This window comes from Agromyces sp. NPDC052230, from assembly GCF_040679595.1.
Classification (GTDB): domain Bacteria; phylum Actinomycetota; class Actinomycetes; order Actinomycetales; family Microbacteriaceae; genus Agromyces.
This window is the reverse complement of record NZ_JBFAVC010000002.1, coordinates 486,381-503,854: the sequence shown is the minus strand read 5'-3', so window position 1 is coordinate 503,854 and position 17,474 is coordinate 486,381. Positions and strand designations below refer to the sequence as shown.

The 17,474-nt window shown below is 68.3% G+C and carries 16 protein-coding genes; 11 read left to right on the top strand and 5 right to left on the bottom strand.

The window, feature by feature from the left end:
- The first annotated feature begins 3 nt into the window (after nt 1–3).
- The 4 genes from AB0K73_RS07590 to AB0K73_RS07575 are packed head-to-tail and all read left to right on the top strand — an operon-like array spanning nt 4 to nt 3,830.
- Complete coding sequence (locus tag AB0K73_RS07590; RefSeq protein WP_360512255.1) at nt 4–1,026, top strand: fumarylacetoacetate hydrolase family protein; 1,023 nt, start codon at nt 4–6, stop codon at nt 1,024–1,026.
- Nucleotides 1,023–1,742, top strand: coding sequence for an ABC transporter substrate-binding protein (locus tag AB0K73_RS07585; RefSeq protein ID WP_360512253.1), 720 nt, complete (start codon nt 1,023–1,025; stop codon nt 1,740–1,742). The genes AB0K73_RS07590 and AB0K73_RS07585 overlap by 4 nt, the downstream gene beginning before the upstream one ends.
- Before the next feature lie 58 nt (nt 1,743–1,800).
- Nucleotides 1,801–3,108 carry an NADH:flavin oxidoreductase gene (locus AB0K73_RS07580; RefSeq protein ID WP_360512251.1) on the top strand — a complete coding sequence of 436 codons (1,308 nt, stop codon included), beginning with the start codon at nt 1,801–1,803 and terminating at the stop codon, nt 3,106–3,108.
- 11 nt (nt 3,109–3,119) lie between these two features.
- Nucleotides 3,120–3,830, top strand: coding sequence for an EthD domain-containing protein (locus AB0K73_RS07575; RefSeq protein ID WP_360512249.1), 711 nt, complete (start codon nt 3,120–3,122; stop codon nt 3,828–3,830).
- 75 nt (nt 3,831–3,905) lie between these two features.
- On the opposite strand, the gene AB0K73_RS07570 is transcribed toward AB0K73_RS07575, so the two are convergent.
- The 3 genes from AB0K73_RS07570 to AB0K73_RS07560 are packed head-to-tail and all read right to left on the bottom strand — an operon-like array spanning nt 3,906 to nt 7,398.
- Nucleotides 3,906–4,940, bottom strand: coding sequence for an ABC transporter permease (locus AB0K73_RS07570; protein WP_360512247.1), 1,035 nt, complete (start codon nt 4,938–4,940; stop codon nt 3,906–3,908).
- Entirely contained in the window at nt 4,937–5,896 is a 960-nt protein-coding gene (locus AB0K73_RS07565) for an ABC transporter permease (protein ID WP_360512245.1), read from the bottom strand. The genes AB0K73_RS07570 and AB0K73_RS07565 overlap by 4 nt, the downstream gene beginning before the upstream one ends.
- Nucleotides 5,893–7,398 (bottom strand): sugar ABC transporter ATP-binding protein, encoded by a 1,506-nt coding sequence (locus tag AB0K73_RS07560; protein ID WP_360512243.1) that lies wholly within the window; start codon nt 7,396–7,398, stop codon nt 5,893–5,895. The genes AB0K73_RS07565 and AB0K73_RS07560 overlap by 4 nt, the downstream gene beginning before the upstream one ends.
- Before the next feature lie 153 nt (nt 7,399–7,551).
- Between AB0K73_RS07560 and AB0K73_RS07555 the strand changes: the two genes are divergently transcribed.
- Both AB0K73_RS07555 and AB0K73_RS07550 read left to right on the top strand, forming a co-directional pair.
- Nucleotides 7,552–8,811 carry a substrate-binding domain-containing protein gene (locus AB0K73_RS07555; RefSeq protein WP_360512241.1) on the top strand — a complete coding sequence of 420 codons (1,260 nt, stop codon included), beginning with the start codon at nt 7,552–7,554 and terminating at the stop codon, nt 8,809–8,811.
- A gap of 58 nt (nt 8,812–8,869) precedes the next feature.
- Nucleotides 8,870–9,814, top strand: coding sequence for a helix-turn-helix domain-containing protein (locus AB0K73_RS07550; RefSeq protein ID WP_360512239.1), 945 nt, complete (start codon nt 8,870–8,872; stop codon nt 9,812–9,814).
- A 75-nt stretch (nt 9,815–9,889) separates the two neighbouring features.
- On the opposite strand, the gene AB0K73_RS07545 is transcribed toward AB0K73_RS07550, so the two are convergent.
- Nucleotides 9,890–11,500, bottom strand: a complete 1,611-nt coding sequence (locus AB0K73_RS07545; protein WP_360512237.1) for an FAD-binding oxidoreductase — start codon at nt 11,498–11,500, stop codon at nt 9,890–9,892.
- Nucleotides 11,501–11,695: 195 nt separating this feature from the next.
- Here AB0K73_RS07545 and AB0K73_RS07540 point away from each other — a divergent pair, with 195 nt between their 5' ends.
- From AB0K73_RS07540 to AB0K73_RS07520, 5 genes are all read left to right on the top strand, one after another.
- Nucleotides 11,696–12,469 (top strand): SDR family oxidoreductase, encoded by a 774-nt coding sequence (locus AB0K73_RS07540; RefSeq protein ID WP_360512234.1) that lies wholly within the window; start codon nt 11,696–11,698, stop codon nt 12,467–12,469.
- 109 nt (nt 12,470–12,578) lie between these two features.
- Nucleotides 12,579–13,589, top strand: a complete 1,011-nt coding sequence (locus tag AB0K73_RS07535) for a fumarylacetoacetate hydrolase family protein (protein WP_360512232.1) — start codon at nt 12,579–12,581, stop codon at nt 13,587–13,589.
- A gap of 2 nt (nt 13,590–13,591) precedes the next feature.
- The gene (locus AB0K73_RS07530; RefSeq protein ID WP_360512230.1) at nt 13,592–14,200 is read left to right on the top strand and encodes a cupin domain-containing protein; all 609 of its coding nucleotides are present in this window, start codon (nt 13,592–13,594) and stop codon (nt 14,198–14,200) included.
- Nucleotides 14,197–16,257 (top strand): acetoacetate--CoA ligase, encoded by a 2,061-nt coding sequence (locus tag AB0K73_RS07525; RefSeq protein WP_360512228.1) that lies wholly within the window; start codon nt 14,197–14,199, stop codon nt 16,255–16,257. The genes AB0K73_RS07530 and AB0K73_RS07525 overlap by 4 nt, the downstream gene beginning before the upstream one ends.
- Nucleotides 16,244–16,822, top strand: coding sequence for a TetR/AcrR family transcriptional regulator (locus AB0K73_RS07520; RefSeq protein WP_360512225.1), 579 nt, complete (start codon nt 16,244–16,246; stop codon nt 16,820–16,822). Before AB0K73_RS07525 ends, AB0K73_RS07520 begins: the two co-directional genes overlap by 14 nt.
- 384 nt (nt 16,823–17,206) lie before the next feature.
- On the opposite strand, the gene AB0K73_RS07515 is transcribed toward AB0K73_RS07520, so the two are convergent.
- Nucleotides 17,207–17,353 carry a hypothetical protein gene (locus AB0K73_RS07515; RefSeq protein WP_360512223.1) on the bottom strand — a complete coding sequence of 49 codons (147 nt, stop codon included), beginning with the start codon at nt 17,351–17,353 and terminating at the stop codon, nt 17,207–17,209.
- Nucleotides 17,354–17,474: the final 121 nt, after the last annotated feature.

Sequence of the window (17,474 nt, the reverse complement as noted above, 5' to 3'; positions counted from 1 at the left end):
GCCATGACCCCCGACTCCAGCGCGCCCGCCGGGCCCACACCGTTCGCCCTGGGGACGTTCGTCGCCGACGGCGAGGAGTTCCCCGGCCTGGTCGTCGACGACCGCGTCATCGACGTCCGGGTGATCCTGCCCGCCGTGCGGCGCACTGGTGACCTGTTCGCCGAATGGGATGCGAACCTCGACGCGTTGCAGGCGGAGACCGGCCGCGCCGGCATCCCGCTCGAGTCCCTTCGGGTGCTTCCGCCGGTGCAACCGGCCGGTCCGATCCTCGCCGCGGGCGTGAACTACCGGGCGCACATCATCGAGATGAGCGTCGCGCACAGGCTCGGGAAGGCGGGAGCCTCAGATGAGCAACTGAGAGCCGACGCGGCCGCCGAGCTCGACGCCCGGGTCCGCTCCGGCGACCCCTACATCTGGACCGGCATCCCGTCGGCGGTGAGCGGCGCCTACGACGACGTGCGGCTGCCCGACTTCGGGGACCACGTCGACTGGGAGGCGGAGCTCGGCGTCGTGATCGGACGCCCCGCGTGGCGGGTGCCGGTCGAGGACGCGCTCGACCACGTGGCCGGGTACGTGATCGTGAACGACATCACGGCGCGTTCGCTCGTGCCGCGCGACGACATCGCGAAGATCGGCACGGACTGGTTCCGGGCGAAGAACCAGCCCACCTTCTTCCCGGTCGGCCCCATGCTCGTGCCGGCGCGGTTCGTTCCAGACCCATCGGCGCTGCGCATCCAGCTTCGCCTCAATGGCACGGTGATGCAGGATTGCTCCACGCGTGACATGGCGTTCGACGTGCGGGCGCTCATCGCCTACGCCTCGTCGGTCGCCGAGCTGCGGCCGGGGGACCTGCTCATCACGGGCTCGCCTGCGGGGAACGGCTCGCATTGGAAGCGATTCCTCGTGGCTGGCGATGTGATGGAGGTCTCGATCACCGGCCTCGGCACCCAGCGCACCGCCGTGCGCGGCCCGAGCGGTGTGCCGGCTCCCTGGCATGCATCGCGAGCGGTGGGGGCGACCGGATGACCCTGCACCTGTCGTACTTCGTTCCGCCACCACCGCACGTGGAGGCGCGCGAGCGAGGGCTGCTCGACGGGATCGAGGTGATCGAGTCGCGTGCGGCCGGGAGCCCGGCGCAGTTGGCGGGGCTGCTGGCCGGGGAGCTCGACGTGGTCGTCACCGCGATCGACAACCTCTTCGAGTGGACCCGGGACGGCGCCGACGTGCGCCTCGTGGCGCAGGTCGAGCGCACGACGCCGCTCGGCGTCTTCGCCGGATCCGGAGTCGAATCGCTCCGCGATCTCCACGGGCGGCGCTTCGCCGTGGACGCCGTCGCGAATGGGTTCGCGCTCGTCGCACGGTACCTGCTCCGGCAGGCGAAGGCCGACGTCGACTACCTCGAGGTCGGCGGCGTCGAGCAACGGTACGACGCACTGCTCGCAGGCGCCGTCGACGCCACGCTGCTCGGGCCGCCGTTCGACGGGCACGCGCGTGCGTCGGGCCAACGGGAGCTCGCGAGCGTGCAGCAGATGTTCCCGGCGTTCCCGGGTCAAGGGCTCGTCGTCCGCGGTGACCTGGTGGGAGACGAGGAGCTCTCGCGTTACCTCTCGGCACTGTGGCAGTCCGGGCTGGTCGAGGTCGAACCCGACGGCCTCGACACGCTGACCGGCATCCGCGACGAACTCGGGCTGTTGCCCGAAGGCGCCGATCTGCGCGCACTGCTGATGCGGCCCCTCAGATGAGCGGCCGCCCATGAACACGAAACGTGGGGCTGACGCCCCGGAGAGTCAGGAGAGACACATGGAAGCGAACGAACTGGGACAACGGATGGACGTGAACGTGCGGGAGGTGCTCTCGAGCCCGCTCACGATCAACAAGCTCGTCCTCAAGAATCGGATCATCCTGGGTCCGATGGCCGTGCTGCGCCCCACCGACGATGGCCGGCCGAGCGAGCAGTCCATCGCCTTCCTGAAGCGCCGCGCGAAGGGCGGGGCGTCACTCGTCATGGTGGGCGGGACGGTCGCGACGGAACGGGCCTGGAACGAATCTCCGTTCTTCCCCAACATCCGTTTCGACAAGGACGAGATCGTCCCCGACCTCGCCCGGCTCGTCGACGCCGTGCATGACGGCGGCGCCGCAGTCTTCGCCCAGCTCTTCCCGAGCTTCGGCCGGATGGGCGTGCCCCGCAACGGCAAGTTCCCCTCGGCGGCGAGCCCCACGCCGGTCGTGATGGGTGCCGTCGGGCTCCCCGACCACGTGTACATCCCCGGCGGCCGCGTCATCCCGGGGCCGCGGGAGACGACCGTCGAGGAGATCAAGGCCCTCGAGGCCGATCTCGTCGCCTCGGCTCGCCGTGCGAAGGCTGCCGGCTTCGACGGCGTCGAGGTGGCCGCGCACATGTGCTACTTCTACTCTTCATTCCTCTCGCCGCACGCGAACACCCGAACCGACGAGTACGGCGGCACCGCCGAGAACCGCGCGCGGGCCCTGCGGGATGCGGTGGCCGCAGTGCGAGCGGAGGTCGGCCCCGACTACCCGGTGGGCATCCGGATGAGCGTCAACGACCACCTGCCCGGCGGCCAGGACGAGCACGGCTTCGCCGAGGTCGCGTCGCACATCGTGAAGGCTGGTGTGGACTTCATCTCGCTCTCGGAGGGCAACTACGAGTCGATGGGCGAGAACGTGCCGTCGGCCTCGGGGAACATGATCGCGCACGGCGAGCCCCAAGCCTTCCGTGCCGCGGTCGGCGACATCCCGCTCTTCCTGTCGAGCACGCCCGACCCGAGGCAGGCTGCCGAGGCGATCGCCACGGGCATCGCCGATGCGTCGATGCTGGCGCGTCAGCTGCTGGCCGACCCGGACTATCCCAACAAGGTCATCGAAGGACGCGAGCGCGACATCGTCTGGTGCGATCATGCGAACTCCTGCCTGCGTCGGCTGATGACGAACGTGCCGGTCGCCTGCCACAAGAACCCCGAGATGGGCCATGAGGACCCGGGAGCCAAGCGCTCGACCCTCGCGCAGAACCTGTTCGTGTGGGCGGCCGGCAACCCGTTGCTCATGAGCATCGCCGACACGGCTGCGCGGGCGGGGAAGCGGAAGCACTGAGGTCGGCTCCGGTGGGCGACGTCGCGTACAAGCTGACGATCCTGCTCTCGCGTCGCGCGGACCTGGAGCACGAGGACTTCGTCGAGCGGTGGCTCGAGGTCGAACGACGAGACCCGGTGGTGGCACCGGGTCTCGCGCGCTACGTCGCGCACCGCCCGATTGCGGCGTCATCGCCGATCGTGGGTGCACCCGCCGCACCCTATGATGCGGCGATCGAGACCTGGTGGCGGCGCAAGAACGACGCCGCCGACTGGGTCGCGTCGCGGGAGTTCGAGCACGTCTGGCTTTCCGAACGGCTCCCGCTGCTTGCTGGCCGCCCGGCCGCGGTCGGCGGCGAGCCTCAGGTCGTGTGGGAGCGGGAACCCCCGGCCGGGACATCCCCGGTCACGGTCCTCGTACTGCCGGTTGCGCTGCGCCGACTCCGCTTCCAGGACTTCGTCGACCACTGGACCGGTGCCCACGCGGAGCTCGCCCTCAGCGGCCCGCATACGACGAAGCGGCTGGTGCGCATCGAGGACACGCCTGCGCCGACCGCGCCGCCGTCGTGGTTCGAGCGCACGCGATACGACGGCGTTGGCGCGCTCACCTTCACGTCGGCGGCGGCGCTCGCCGAGGAGTTCGCCGACGACCACTACGCGCGCCATGTGGCCCCTGATGAACGGCGCTTCACGGATGTCGGAACGTCTCGAGCCCTGCTGTTGACCGAGGCACACGCCTACTGACTCCGACCGGGAAACGACCAACGCCGAACGCGCCGGGATCGCTCCCGGCGCGTTCGTCGTTGACGGTGCTCCGAATCAGAACCGGTCGCGCACGTGCCGTTCACGGCCGTACAGTGCGACCACGCCCAGGATGATGAGGCCGTAGACGATGCGGCTCTGGGATTCCGTGAGGCCCTGGCTGACGATGATCGTCGACAGCACCGTGAGGATGACGGCGCCGAGCGCGGTGCGCGTGAAGCTGCCGTTGATCGAACCGAAGGTGGTGCCTCCGACCAGCACAGCGGCGAGCCCCGAGAACAGGTACGGCTCGCCGATGGACTGCGACCACCCCGAGCCGAAGGCGGCGATCAACATGCCCGCGACGCCGGCGAGCGCGCCGGAGAGTGCGAAGACGCTCGCCCACACGGCGGTGGCGTTGATCCGCGTGAGTTCGGCGGCACGCGGGTTGATCCCGGTTGCGTAGAGCTTCCGCCCGGCCGACGTCTTGGCCAGGACGACCCAGATCAGCACGCCGAGCACGATGACGATCGGGATGACGGGCGGAACCGGCAGGCCGAACGTCGTTCCCGAGAGCTGCGCGAGCGACTTGAGCTCTTGCGGAGGCTGCCCGTTGTAGTCGCCGTTCGCGAGGAACATCGAACCGCCGGCGAGCATCACGCCGACGCCCAGCGTCACCACGAGGGGCTGCACCCGGAACCGGTGGCACAGCCAACCGACGCCGGCGCCCACGCCTCCGCAGACGAGCAGCACCACGAGCAGGGCGATCGGCACGGGCCAGCCGAGCCGGCTGGTCGCGTTGGATGCGATCATCGCGCCGAAGGTGACGTAGCCGATGATCGCGAGATCGAGTCCGCCGAGGATGACGACGAGGGTCTGCCCCATCGCGGCGAGTGCAAGCAGCGATGCGAGGACGAGCACCGCGATGGCCGCCTGGGGCCTGGCGATGAACGCCGGGACGAGCGCCACCAGCACCGCCGAGAGTGCGATGAGCACGATGAGCTGGATGAACGGCGTTCGGAGCGCCCAGTTCCGGAACCGGAGCCATCCAGCGGGGGACGGCATCGGCGCGGTGAGCGATTGGGTCACCGCGGCGGTCGTCGGCTCGGTCATGCGCGGCTCCTTGTCAGGCGGGGGCTGAGCAGCGTGGCGCCCAACACGACGCCGACGACGAGCACGAGCCCGTAGGCGAACTGCACCAGGCTCGGCTGGACGCCGATGGCGGTGAGCAACTGCTGCAGCAGGTAGATGACGACTGCTCCGAAGAACGTGCCGAGCAGGCCGCCCTTCCCTCCGCCGAGGGCGGTGCCGCCCAGCACTGCCGCGGCGAGCCCGAGAAGCGCATACATGGTTGCCAGGGACGACTGCGACGACTGGAGCAGCGCCGAAAGCGCGATTCCCGCGACACCGGCGAAGATCCCGCCGATCGTATAGGCGAGTATCCGGACCGCAGTGACATTCACGCCGGAGCCGAACGCGGAGACATCGCTCTCACCCGTGGCGAGCAGGTTGCGGACGTAGGTCGTGCGGCGCAACAGGAACCAGGCGAGCGCCACGACCCCGATGGTGATGGCCGCACCGGGCATCCAGCCGTATGACTGCGCGAGCCCGTCGGACCAGTTCGGCGGTGCCGAGACCGGAGCCCTCGAGATCGTGGTCGCGAGCCCGATGAGGATGAAGAGCACTCCGGTCGACGCGACGACCGGGTGGAGTCTGGCGACCGTGACGAGGAGCCCCGTCACCGTTCCGATCGCGCCGGCGACGATGAGGAGGATCGGGATGGCGGAGTACCAGTCGCCCAGACCAGACGGAAGCAACACGGCGACGAAGAGGCAGTTGATGAAGGTCGCCAGCGGGCCGACGGAGATGTCGATCCCTCCCGAGAGGATCGAGGGCGTCGACGCGAAGCCGACGAGCACGAATGGGGCGAGCGTCGCGAGCGTCGCCGGAAGTCGGTCGGGGGCGAGGAAGCTCGGGCTGACCAGGAGGTTGATGGCGAGCAGGACGAGGGCGAGGAGGCTCGCGAACGCCCACGCGTGCCGTTGGAGGAATCGGAGGATCCGGGTCATGCTGCACTCCTGATCTGCTGGCCGAAGTAGGCGGCGACGAGGGCCTCGGTGCTGAGTCCCGCTCGCGGGATCTCCGCGAAGACCTCCTGGTCGCGGAAGACGAGCACGCGATCCACCAACTCGACGAGTTCATCGACCTCGCTCGAGAGCATCACGACGCTCATCCCGTCGGCGCAGAGGCGCTCGAGCGTCGCGTAGATCTCGCGCTTCGTCATGATGTCGACGCCGCGGGTGGGATCGTTCAGCAGGAGGACCTTGGGATCGGTAGCGAGCCAGCGAGCGAAGATCACCTTCTGCTGGCTGCCACCGGACAGACTCGAGATCGGGTCGTTCTGGTTCCCGAGCCGGATGCTGAGCGACTGTACGAACTCGCCGAATCGTTCGGTCATCCGCTTCACGCTGAGCAGGAGCCCGCGACGGTCCTGATGGAAGGTCGGAATGGCGAAGTTCTCCCGGATCGACATCTGCTCGAAGAGGGACTCGCCGCGCCGCTCCCGCGGTAGGTACGCCACGCCGAGCTTCGCACCGTCGACGGACTTGAGGTCGATTCCCGGATCGACCACGCGCGTGACCGTGCCGGCGCCGTGGGTGAGACCGGACAGGCGCTTGATGAACGCATCCTGTCCGTGGCCTTCCAGACCGGCGAGACCAACGAGCTCACCGGCACGAAGTTCGAAGTGGATCGGTGCCGCATCCGGGGCGAGCGTGACGGCGTCGGCACGCAGGGTGACGTCGCCGAGCGTTCGGCCGTGGTCCTCGCGCTCGAAGTGCCCGGAGGTTCCGGTCATGTCGGCGATGAGCCGCGTGATCGAGAGCTCCTCGCGGCTGAACGTCGAGACGGTGCGCCCGGAACGGAGCACGGTCACGTGGTCGGAGATCTCCTCCACCTCGTCCATGCGGTGCGAGATGAACAGGATGCTCACGCCCTCTCCTGCCAATCGTCGCATCTCGGCGAAGAGGCGATCCCGGGTCTGGACATCGAGCGCCGCCGTGGACTCGTCGAGGATGAGGACCCGCGGATTCCGCACGAGCGCGCGGACGATGCAAACGGCCTGGCGCTCGGAGAGCGAGAGCTGGCCGGCCGGTGCGTCGACATCGATGCCATCGACGAGTCGGCCGAGGGTCTCCTTCGCGATCGCGCGCTGCTGGGCGCGACTGAGTCGACGGACGAAGACGCCGTCGGTGCCGAGCCAGATGTTGTCGAGGACCGACTGGCTGGCCGCGGTGAGCACCTCCTGGAAGACCACCGCGATACGCCGGCGGTTCGCCTGACGAGGGTTCGCGAGGTCGACGGGCCGACCATCCAGCAGGAAGACGCCGTCGTCGGGCTGGTGCACGCCGCCGATGATCTTGACGAGCGTGCTCTTGCCGGAGCCGTTCTCGCCGAGCAGCGTGTGGATCTCCCCGGGCTGTACGCGGAGCTGCGCATCGACGAGCGCCCGGGTGGCCCCGAATCGCTTGCTCACTCCGGACAGCCTGAGGCCGTCGGGGGCATCCGTCATCTTCGTCACTCCTCATCGAGTTCTGCGATTTCACTCGCACTTCCGATCCTAAACTAGACGAACCGTATCGAATGTGTCTAGTCTGTATCTTGCGCACAGCGCCAACCCTGCAATCTCGCCAACCCTGCAATCTCAATGAGGAGCTGCAACACCATGTCGAAAAACACACGCTTCCGCCGGCTCGGCGTCGCGGCATCCGCCCTCGTGGCGGTGGGGGCCCTCGGCCTCGCCGGATGCGCGACGGCCGGCAGCCCATCGGGCGATACGTCGGCCGGAGCCGGGGAGCCCGCCGCTGACGGCTGCGGGTCCGTGCCCCAGATCGGCGCGAACGACCCCAACGAGCTGCTCGCCGGATTCTCCCCGGAGATCCAGGACAGCTACAACGCGTACCCCTTCGAGATCAAGGAATCCGCGTGGGCCGGATGGAAGTCGGAGAAGGCCGACGGCTTCACCGCTGCCATCGTCGGGCAGGCCCCGGCGGCCCCGTTCATCGCGGTCTACCAGGAGACGCTCACCGCGTCACTCGAGGCGGCCGGCGTCGACATCGTGCTGGATGTCGCACCGAACGACCCGACGGATGTCCCCGGGCAGATGCAGATGTTCGGCCAGGCGCTCTCGCTCAAGCCCGACATCATCTTCTACAACCCCGCGGCACCCGAGCCCTCGGTCGACCTGGTCGCGCAGGCGCATGACGCGGGGATCCCGGTCGTCGCCGTCGTGGTTCCGATCGACAGCGAGCATGCGATCAACACCACCTACAACGCCAACCTCCAGGCGATGAGGTCCGCCGCCGGAATCATGGACGCCATCGGCGGAAGCGGTCGCGTCCTCGAGGTCGACGGCGTGCCCGGCATCCCGAACCAGCTCTTCTGGGAGGACGGGACGGCGAAGGCGCTCGAGCTCTGCCCGGACGTCACGATCGCCGGCGAGGTGCAGGGGCTCTTCCAGCCGCCGCTCGCGCAGCAGGCCGTCGTCCAGTTCCTCGCCACGAACCCGGCCGGCGTCGACGCCGTGCTGCAGGCGGGCACCATGGGCTGGGCGATCCGCGACGCGTTCGTGCAGGCCGGTCAGCCCGTCCCGCCGATCAGCGACATCGGCGGCTCGCAGGGCATGGCCGCATTCGCAGGCGCGAACGAGGACTACCCGTACTTCGGCTCGGCGACGCCGCCGATCGCCATGGCTCAGGCTGCCGTGCAGATCGGACTCAAGACGCTGGCCGGCGCCGGCCCGAAGGTGAATCAGGTGGTCTGGGAGCCGTATCCCGTCGATGCGTCGAACCTCACCGACATCGTGGACGCGTCATGGTCAGAGGCGGATGGAACCGACCTCGCTCCCGAGGGCGTGTACTACACCGACGAGCAGCTCGCGGAGTTCTTCGCGAACCCGGAGCTCGGGCCGCAGTCGGCCGAGTAACCTTGAAGGGGCGGGTCGTCGATGATCCGCCCCTTCGCCGGCTCCGGTTGGAGAACTCATGACGACGCTTCTGGACACTCGCGTAGTGCCGCTCTCGGAGCGCCCAGAGTACTGGTCGGCGGGGATCGCCGAGCACTTCTTCCCCATCAGCTTCGGCACCATCGGTGCCGGCCCCTTCGAGGGACGGCTCACCGGGGGACAGGTCGGTCCGATCACGGTGCGGTCGATGCGGGGGGTTCCCCATCGCGTCATGCGCACGACGGCCGCGGTGGCGGCCGGGGATCCTGAGAGCATCCTGTTGTACCTGGTGCGCGAGGGGTCCTGCCGCATCGAGCAGGATGATCGTTCCACCGTGCTGAGAGCCGGCGACATCGGATGGCAGGACACCTCGCGGCCCTCGGCATTCCAGGCCGATACAGGCTTCGAGCTGCTGGCCCTCGCACTGCCGAAGTGGTTCCTCGGAGCTCGGGCTGACGTCTACGCCCGGCGTGCGGCGATGAGGGTCGCCGGCGGGGGAGCGCCGTTCGCGCACCTGGCCGGGCCGTTCGTGGCCGGCCTGGCCCGCGCGGCGGACGCCGGGGGACTCAGCGGGGTCGAGGGTGACACCGCCGCCGAGATGCTCCTCACCATGCTGCGCGCGTTCGAGGGCGACGAGGCGACCCCACCGGCATCCCGTTCCACCGCGCTGCTGGCGCAGATGCGCCGGTACCTGCTCGAGAACCTCGATGACCCCGACCTCGGCCCGGGGGAGCTCGCGCGGGCCCACTTCGTGTCCACCCGCTACGTGCACAAGCTGTTCACGGCGTCGGGCACGAGCGTCGCGTCCTGGATCCGCGAGCAGCGCATGGAGCGCGCCCGCCAGGAGCTGGAGACCTCGCTCGAGGCCTCGGTCGCGGCCGTCGCCCTGCGATCGGGCTACCGCGACCCCGCCAGTTTCAGCCGCGCCTTCCGCGAGGCGTACGGGATGTCGCCACGCGACGTGCGGAGGAGCCTTGCGGCCTGAGCGCCCCGTGCCATGTGCGTGAAGAGGCCCTCGTCCGGGACATCCCGGACGAGGGCCTCTTGTCGACCTTCCGCGCTACGCCAGCGGGTAGCCCTCGCTGCGGAGCCGCGAACCCCAGATGCCCGACTTGCCGGGTGCGATGATCCCGTTCGGGTCCAGCGTGTCCTTGATCGTCTCGTTGAACCGGCGCTGGGCGTGGTCGTTGAAGCCGAACTGGTCGGCCGCCAGGTCCATGAACGACAGGTGCGCACGGTACTCGCCGTAGCCGAGCTTCCCGGCCTTGGCCACCATCCGCTTCGCCGCGTCGTACGCCTTCTCGACCTGCTCCGGGTTCTTCGTGTCGAAGGGGATCACGTTGATGAACGTGGTCGACCGGGCGTTGATCGGGAGCATCCCGCCGAGGTAGTCGAGGCCGGCCTCGGCGCACATCTCCGTCATCAGCTTCTGCGCTGCCAGCGTGTGCTTCGCCGTGAGCGGGACCACCGGCGAGAAGTCGACGTGACCGCCCTCGTCACCGCCCGACCACCCGGCCATCTTGTAGAGATCGAGGCTCGGAACGCCGATCTGCACGCGCTCGTGCGGGTTCGGGAGGGTCTCCCAGGCATCCGCGCCGTGCTTCTCGCCGACGAGGTCGACGCTCGGGATCTGCAGGAAGCGAGCGCGGAGCTTCTCGTAGTTGTGGTCGACGACGGCCTCGTCGCCGTACAGGGCGAAGCGCATCATCCAGCGGCCGAGGCCGAGCTCCGTGGCGATCTTGTCGATGATCTCCTCGGGCATCGGCCCGGTGCCGTCGTACCACTCCGCACGCGAGGTGAGCATCGAGGCCATGATCAGCGTGTTCGACAGCTGGGGGCGCATGTCGATGGTGCCGGCGAGCATGAGCTCGCGCAGCGCGTCGACGACGGCGGGCATCTGCGAGTCATCCCATACGCGCAGCCAGAGCGGCATGTAGACCTCGGGCTTCGGCATGAGCCAGTAGCCCATCTTGGTGACGATGCCGAAGTTGGACTGCATGAACATCTCGGTCGAGGTCGGCCCGAGTCCGCGCTTGTACAGCGGCCACGTCGGGTTGTCGTCCATGCCGCCCGATCCAGTGCGCATGAGGTCGCCGTTCGGCAGCACGACCTCGAAGCCGCAGTGCGAGGCCTGGTCGATCGAGTACGGCATGTAGGTGAGGCCGTGCTCGAGCGTGTTCGAGATCACGCCGCCCCAGCCGATGTCGACGATCGAGGCGACGAGGTCGTGACCGCCGGCTTCGATGGCGTCGTGCAGGTCGAACCAGCTCACGCCAGGCTCGACCATGGCGTAGCCGAGCTCCTCGTTGATCTCGAGGACTCGGTTCATCTCCTTGAACGAGAGCATGACGGTTCCGCGCACCTGCGGCGCAGCGCCGCCGTAGCCGTTGTTCTTGCCGCGACCGATCGGCCAGAGCGGGATGCGGTGCTCGTTCGCCAGGCGCACGATCGCCTGGACGTCGTCAACGGAGGTGGGGCTCACCACCGCCGAAGGGAGGTTCATCGCCGCGCCGGGGACCTGGTACGGGTCCTGGAACTCGGCCAGCGTCTCGGCATCGGTCGCGACCTTCTCGTTGCCGATGGCCGCGGCGAACGCCGCGAGCGCGACGTCCAGGTCGGCCTCGGTCACTCCTGGCGGGGTCGGCCGAGTGGTCTGGGTGGTGTCTGACATGGCTCCTCATCTCTCCTTCGAGCTGATTGCGGGGTTACTCCGTATCCCCGTGATACGCGATCGGTTGTGTGCGGTGCTCGAAGGGTGCAGTCGGTGCACAGATCTGTGCGCTGCGTGCACGAAGGCCAACGGATGCCGCCGCGCCGCGGTTCCATGGCCGGCGGAGACGATTCGACGACGAAATGGAGCGTGGAGATGACTGGACGACTCGATGGGAAGGTCGTGCTGCTGACGGGGATCGGCAGCGGCATGGGGAGGACGACGGCGCTGCTCTTCGCACGCGAGGGCGCGACCGTGGTCGGCTGCGACCTCAACGCGGAGACGGCGGCGGAGACCGAGCGAATGTCGGTCGACGAGGGTCACCCCATCGAGGCTGTCGCCCCGGTCGACCTCAGCAGCCGGGCGGACGTGGAGCGCTGGGTCGAGGACGCGGTCGCGCGGCACGGACGGATCGACGTGCTCTACAACAACGCCAGTCTGCCTCGGTTCGCCCCTTTCGCCGACATGCGCGACGAGGACTACGTCTTCACGATGAACAACGAGCTGGACCTGGTGTGGCGAGCCTGCCAGGTGGCGTGGCCCCATCTTGCGCAGTCGCACGGGGCGATCGTCAACATCGGTTCGGGCGCGGGACTGCTCGGCGCTCGGGCACTGCCGCAGGCCGCCCACGCTGCGGCGAAGGGCGCGGTGATCGCGCTGACCCGGCAGCTGGCGGCCGAGGGGATCGCGGTCGGCATCCGGGTCAACAGCGTGAGCCCGGGTGTCATGGCGACACCCCCGATCGTCGCCATGTACGCCGAGCTCGGCGAACGCGCTCCTGTCGCGCCGATCGTCGAGCGGACGATCACCGGGGCGCCCGGCGACCCGATGGCGGTGTCGTATGCCGGCTTGTACCTCGCGTCCGACGAGGCGGCGTGGGTGACGGGAGCCAACCTCGTCGTGGACGGCGGCGCGAGCGCCATCATGTGACCGGCGGGACCCACGATTGGGTTGCGGCGGCGCCCGGGATTCGATACTGTTCGTATCGTATACTTTAGATCGGACGCGGCACCTGCCTCGTCCACAGGAGGAGCCACCAATGAAGCTGGGACGTGTTGCCGTCGCTGGGCCCGACGGCGAGGAGATCCGAGTCGTCGCCGTCGAACCGGAGAACGATCGGGTCATCGACCTCAAGCGGGCCTACGCGCTCGCACTGCAGCGGGGCGGCGCGACGGTGGACGGGTCTCGTCAGCTCGCCCACGCGACCTTCCGGGATATGACGCAGGCGGTCTCGACCGGTGACTTCTTCCTCGACGCCGCGGACCGCGCGCTCGTGGCGGCCGACGACGCTTCGTCGTCGCTCGCCGAAGCGGACTTCCGGGCGGCCATCAAGCCGCCCGTCATCCGCGACAGCCTCACCTTCAACGGGCACATCAAGAACTTTTTCGGCGAGGTCATGAAGACGACGCCCGCCCGAGCCGTCTACGAGCGGCCCGGGTTCTTCAAGGGGTCGACGGCGACCATCTACGGCACGAACGAGACCATCCCGTATCCGAGCATCACCGAGCAGCTCGACTACGAACTCGAGATCGGCTACATCATCGGAAAGCCCGGCCGCAACGTCACCCCCGAGGACGCATTCGGCCACGTGTTCGGCATCACCATCTTCAACGACTGGAGCCTCCGCGACGTGCAGGTGCTCGAGAGCCCCATCGGCATGGGCGCGCAGCACTCGAAGGACTTCGCGTACGGCATCGGGCCGTGGATCGTCACGCTCGATGAGATCCAGTCGGTGATCGGCCTCACCGGCCAGGTGCGCGTCAACGGCGAGGTCTGGTCGGACACGAAGGTCGACGACTTCATCTGGACCCCCGAGGAGACGGTGTCGTACGTCTCCCAGTTCGATGGGCTGCAGCCCGGCGACCTCATCGGCTCGGGAACCATGGCGTTCGGCGCCGGCGCGGAGCTGCGGAAGTTCCTGCAGCCCGGCGACGTGCTCGAGCTCGAACTCGAGAAGGTCGGCGTGCTGCGCTCGCCCGTCGCCACCGAGAAGGAGACCCCCACCTGGTGGCCCACCCCTCGCCCGTTCCCGTTCGAGGAAGCGGCCTGATCATGACGAACGGACCGCAGATCCGCCGCGTCGTCACAGGTCATGACGACCTCGGCCGCGCGATCATCCTCACCGACGACGTCGCGCCCAACACCTTCGCCTCGCCCACCATCCCGGGCTTCGGCGCATCCGTTCCATGGCTGAGCTCGAACCCGATCGACCACGTCACCGACCACGACCCGGTCGGGCCGGGTTCGCCCGTGCCGACCTTCCCCGCCGCCGGCGAGACGGTGTTCCGCATCGCGGAGTTCCCACCCGACGCGGTCTACCCGAAGGACGCCCAGGACACGATCTTCGACGAGATCGACAGCAAGGCCGAGGCCGCCGACGGTGCCAGGCACTCCGGCGGCAAGCACTTCTGGTTCCACCGAACCGACTCCCTCGACTACGCGATCGTGCTCGAGGGCGAGATCACCCTGCTCGTCGACGAGGGTGAAGCAACGCTCAAGGCCGGTGACGTCGCCATCCAGCGCGCGACGAGTCACGCCTGGTCGAACCGCACCGACCGCATTGCCCGGGTCGCGTTCGTCCTCATCGGAACTGAGCCGATCTCTGCCGACCGTATCGCGGCGAAGCGGCGGGAGCTCTCCGTGGGTGCGGAGCAGCCATGATCGTCGATCCGGATGCCGCTGACGGCGACATCCTCTGGATGCTCGAACCCGAGGGGCAGGCGACGACGAACGTCGCGAGGTTCGCGAAGTTCGTTCACAGCCGGGGCGTTCACGTCGGGGACGAGTACGACGCGCTGTGGCAGTGGTCGGTCGACGAGCCCGAACAGTTCTGGTCGAACTGGGTGGAGTTCGTCGGGGTGCGGCTTGGCGGCGAACCCGGTCCGGTGCGCACCGGCGATCCGATGCCGGACACCCGCTGGTTCCCCGGACGCACCGTCAACTACGCGCGCCACCTGCTCGAGGGCCACGACGGCCTCGCGCTGATCGCGATCGCCGAGCACGGCGCGCGCACGGAGGTCACGTTCGAGGAACTCCGTGAACAAGTAGCCGCGTTCGCGGCGCATCTCAGATCGATCGGCGTGGGTGTCGGCGACCGTGTCGTCGCCATCCTGCCGAACGTCGCCGAGGCCGTCGTCGCGCTGCTCGCCACCGCATCGATCGGCGCGGTCTGGTCGGTGTGCGCGCCGGAGTTCGGCCCTGGCGCGATCGTCTCCCGTTTCCGCCAGCTCGACCCGAAGGTGGTCATCGCCGCCCCGGGGTACCGTCTCGCCGGTCGCGACCGCGACCGCCGCGACGAGCTGGCGGAGGTCTTGCAGTCGCTCCCAACGGTGCAGGCGGTCGTGTGGGTCACCGCACACACCGATGCCGCTCCGATCCCGCTCGCCGTTCCGTCGGTCGATTGGGCGACCGTGACGGCGACCCCGGCCGAGCTGGACATCGCGGACGTGGAGTTCAGTCATCCGCTCTGGGTGCTGTTCTCCTCTGGCACCACCGGCATCCCCAAGGGCATCGTGCACGGGCACGGTGGCGCCCTGCTCGAGGAGTTGAAACTCTGCAGCATCCACGACGACATCCGCCCGGGCGATCGCGTCCTCACCGTAGCGTCGACGAGCTGGGTCGTCTGGAACGGGCTCGTGGCCGCGCTGGGACTGGGCGCGACCGCGGTGCTCGTCGACGGCAACCCGGCCTTCCCGTCGCTCGACCGGGTCTGGCAGATTGCCTCGGACGAACGGGTCGCCGTGCTCGGCGTCGGCGCCGGGTTCATACACGGATGCTCCAAAGCGGGGCTCGAACCTGGGCGCGACCATGATCTCTCCGGGTTGCGGGTCATCACCGTCACCGGCTCGCCGCTCTCGAGCGACGGCTTCAGGTGGGTCTACCGCTGCGTCGGCGACGTGTGGCTCACCTCGCAGAGCGGCGGCACCGACATCGCATCCATCTTCGTCGGCGGCGTTCCGACGCTCCCGGTTCGCGCCGGATGCATCCAGGCGCCGGCGCTCGGGGTGCGCGTCGAGTCGTGGGACGAGCAGGGGAGCCCGACGCTCGGCCGCGGTGAACTCATCGTGGCCGATCCGATGCCATCGATGCCGCTCCGCTTCTGGGGCGACGACGACCGATCCCGCTACCGGGCGAGCTATTTCGAGACGTTCCCAGGGGTCTGGCGTCACGGTGACTTCATCGAGTTCTTGCCGGAAGGCATCCTGATTCACGGGCGGTCGGACTCGACGCTCAACCGCAATGGAATCCGTCTCGGGTCAGCCGACCTCTACGCGGCCGTGGAGGCGCTTCCCGAGGTCGGCGAGGCGATGGTCGTGGGCGCGGAGCTCGGAACCGAGTACTACATGCCCCTCTTCGTGAAGCTCGCCGAGGGCGTCGACGAGGAGCATGCCAAGGCGGCCATCGAGCAGTCGATCCGCGCGAACCTCTCCGCCCGCTACCTGCCCGACGAGATCGTCGTGATGCGGGGCATCCCACACACGAAGACGGGGAAGAAGCTCGAGGTTCCGGTCAAGCGACTCGTCCAGGGCGTTCCGTTGGACGAAGTCGCCGACCTGGGTGCCGTCGACGATCCGGCGCTCCTCGAGGAGTACGCGAGCTTCGCGGCGATCAGAGTCGGCCATCTCGTCGGCAAGCCGGTTCTCGCCGATGAACACGCCATCGTGAACGTTTCGTATCACACCAACGAAGCCCTAGAGTCGAGCCGTGGCGATTCGTAGCGAGCACAGCAGGCAGGCGATCCTTCAGGCGACCATGAAGTTGCTCGACGATCGCGAAGCCGGTTCCATGTCCGTGCAGCAACTCTCGATCGAGCGCATCGCGCGCGAAGCCGGCGTCAGCAAGACGACGATCTATCGCTGGTGGCCGAGCAAGGCCGCAGTGATCATCGATACGTTTCTCGAGAACCACATACTCGCGACTCCGGTGCGCCAAGATCTTCCCGCGATCGAGGCGCTACGCGAGCACGTCATCGCCCTCACCGCGCTGTACGCCGGGCACGAGGGTCGTCTGATGGCACAGCTCATCGCCGAGAGCCAATATGACCCCGCGACGCTCGACGAATTCAAGAAGCACTTCTGGAGACCGCGGCGGGACGCCGTGAACGTCCTGATCGAGCGCGCCATCGCAGAGGGGTCCATCCGCGGCGATCGTGAATCAGACGAGATCGCGGAGCGGATTTACGCCCCCGTCTACTTCAAGCTGCTCTTTCAGGAGGGATCGTTCGACGCCGTTGCGGCGAGCAAGGACTTCGACCTTGCGCTCGAGGGCTTCGCGGCACGATAGCCGCCGCTGCGAGAGGGCCGTCCACCAATCCGACCGTCCAGATCTCCGATCGCAGCGATTTGAGACGCACACGTTTATCCAGCACTCTTGACCCGAGATGCCCCGAGAACGGCCGAGCACATCGGGTAGCATCAAGAATCGACAGCGACGATCACGGCAAGGAATTCCTGATCACGTCGAGATTGTTCGAGGTATCCCGGCCCATCCCGAGATGGCGCCTCCAGGCCGTGGAGATCCATCGGTCACGGGTTTAAGTCCCGTCCGGCCCTACAATGACCAACTGATCAGGCATTTCTCTGAGAGTGCTTGCTGTCGTGCTGGCACTACGAGGGGCGCTCGAGCGCACTCGACCCGCCGCGTTTGATCCCGTGCAGAAGACCCGTGCTAGTGGGTAACGGCCAGGCGCTTGGGCAGACCATCGTCCTTCGGGTGTCGCCACAGCCAGAGTTCGCCGACGACGACGTGCATCGAAAGCCTGAGCCAGAACGCCATCGCGAAGCTCTGATCGATCGGCAGGACGCTTTCCGCCAAGGAGTCCGACCCAAACCCGGATCGTCCCGACGCCGAGCCCGACAGCGAAAGCGCGAATCATCCAGCGTCGGTGCACCCGCGCGTTGTCTTTTCGGACCGCGAGGTAGAAGGCGCCGGGCAG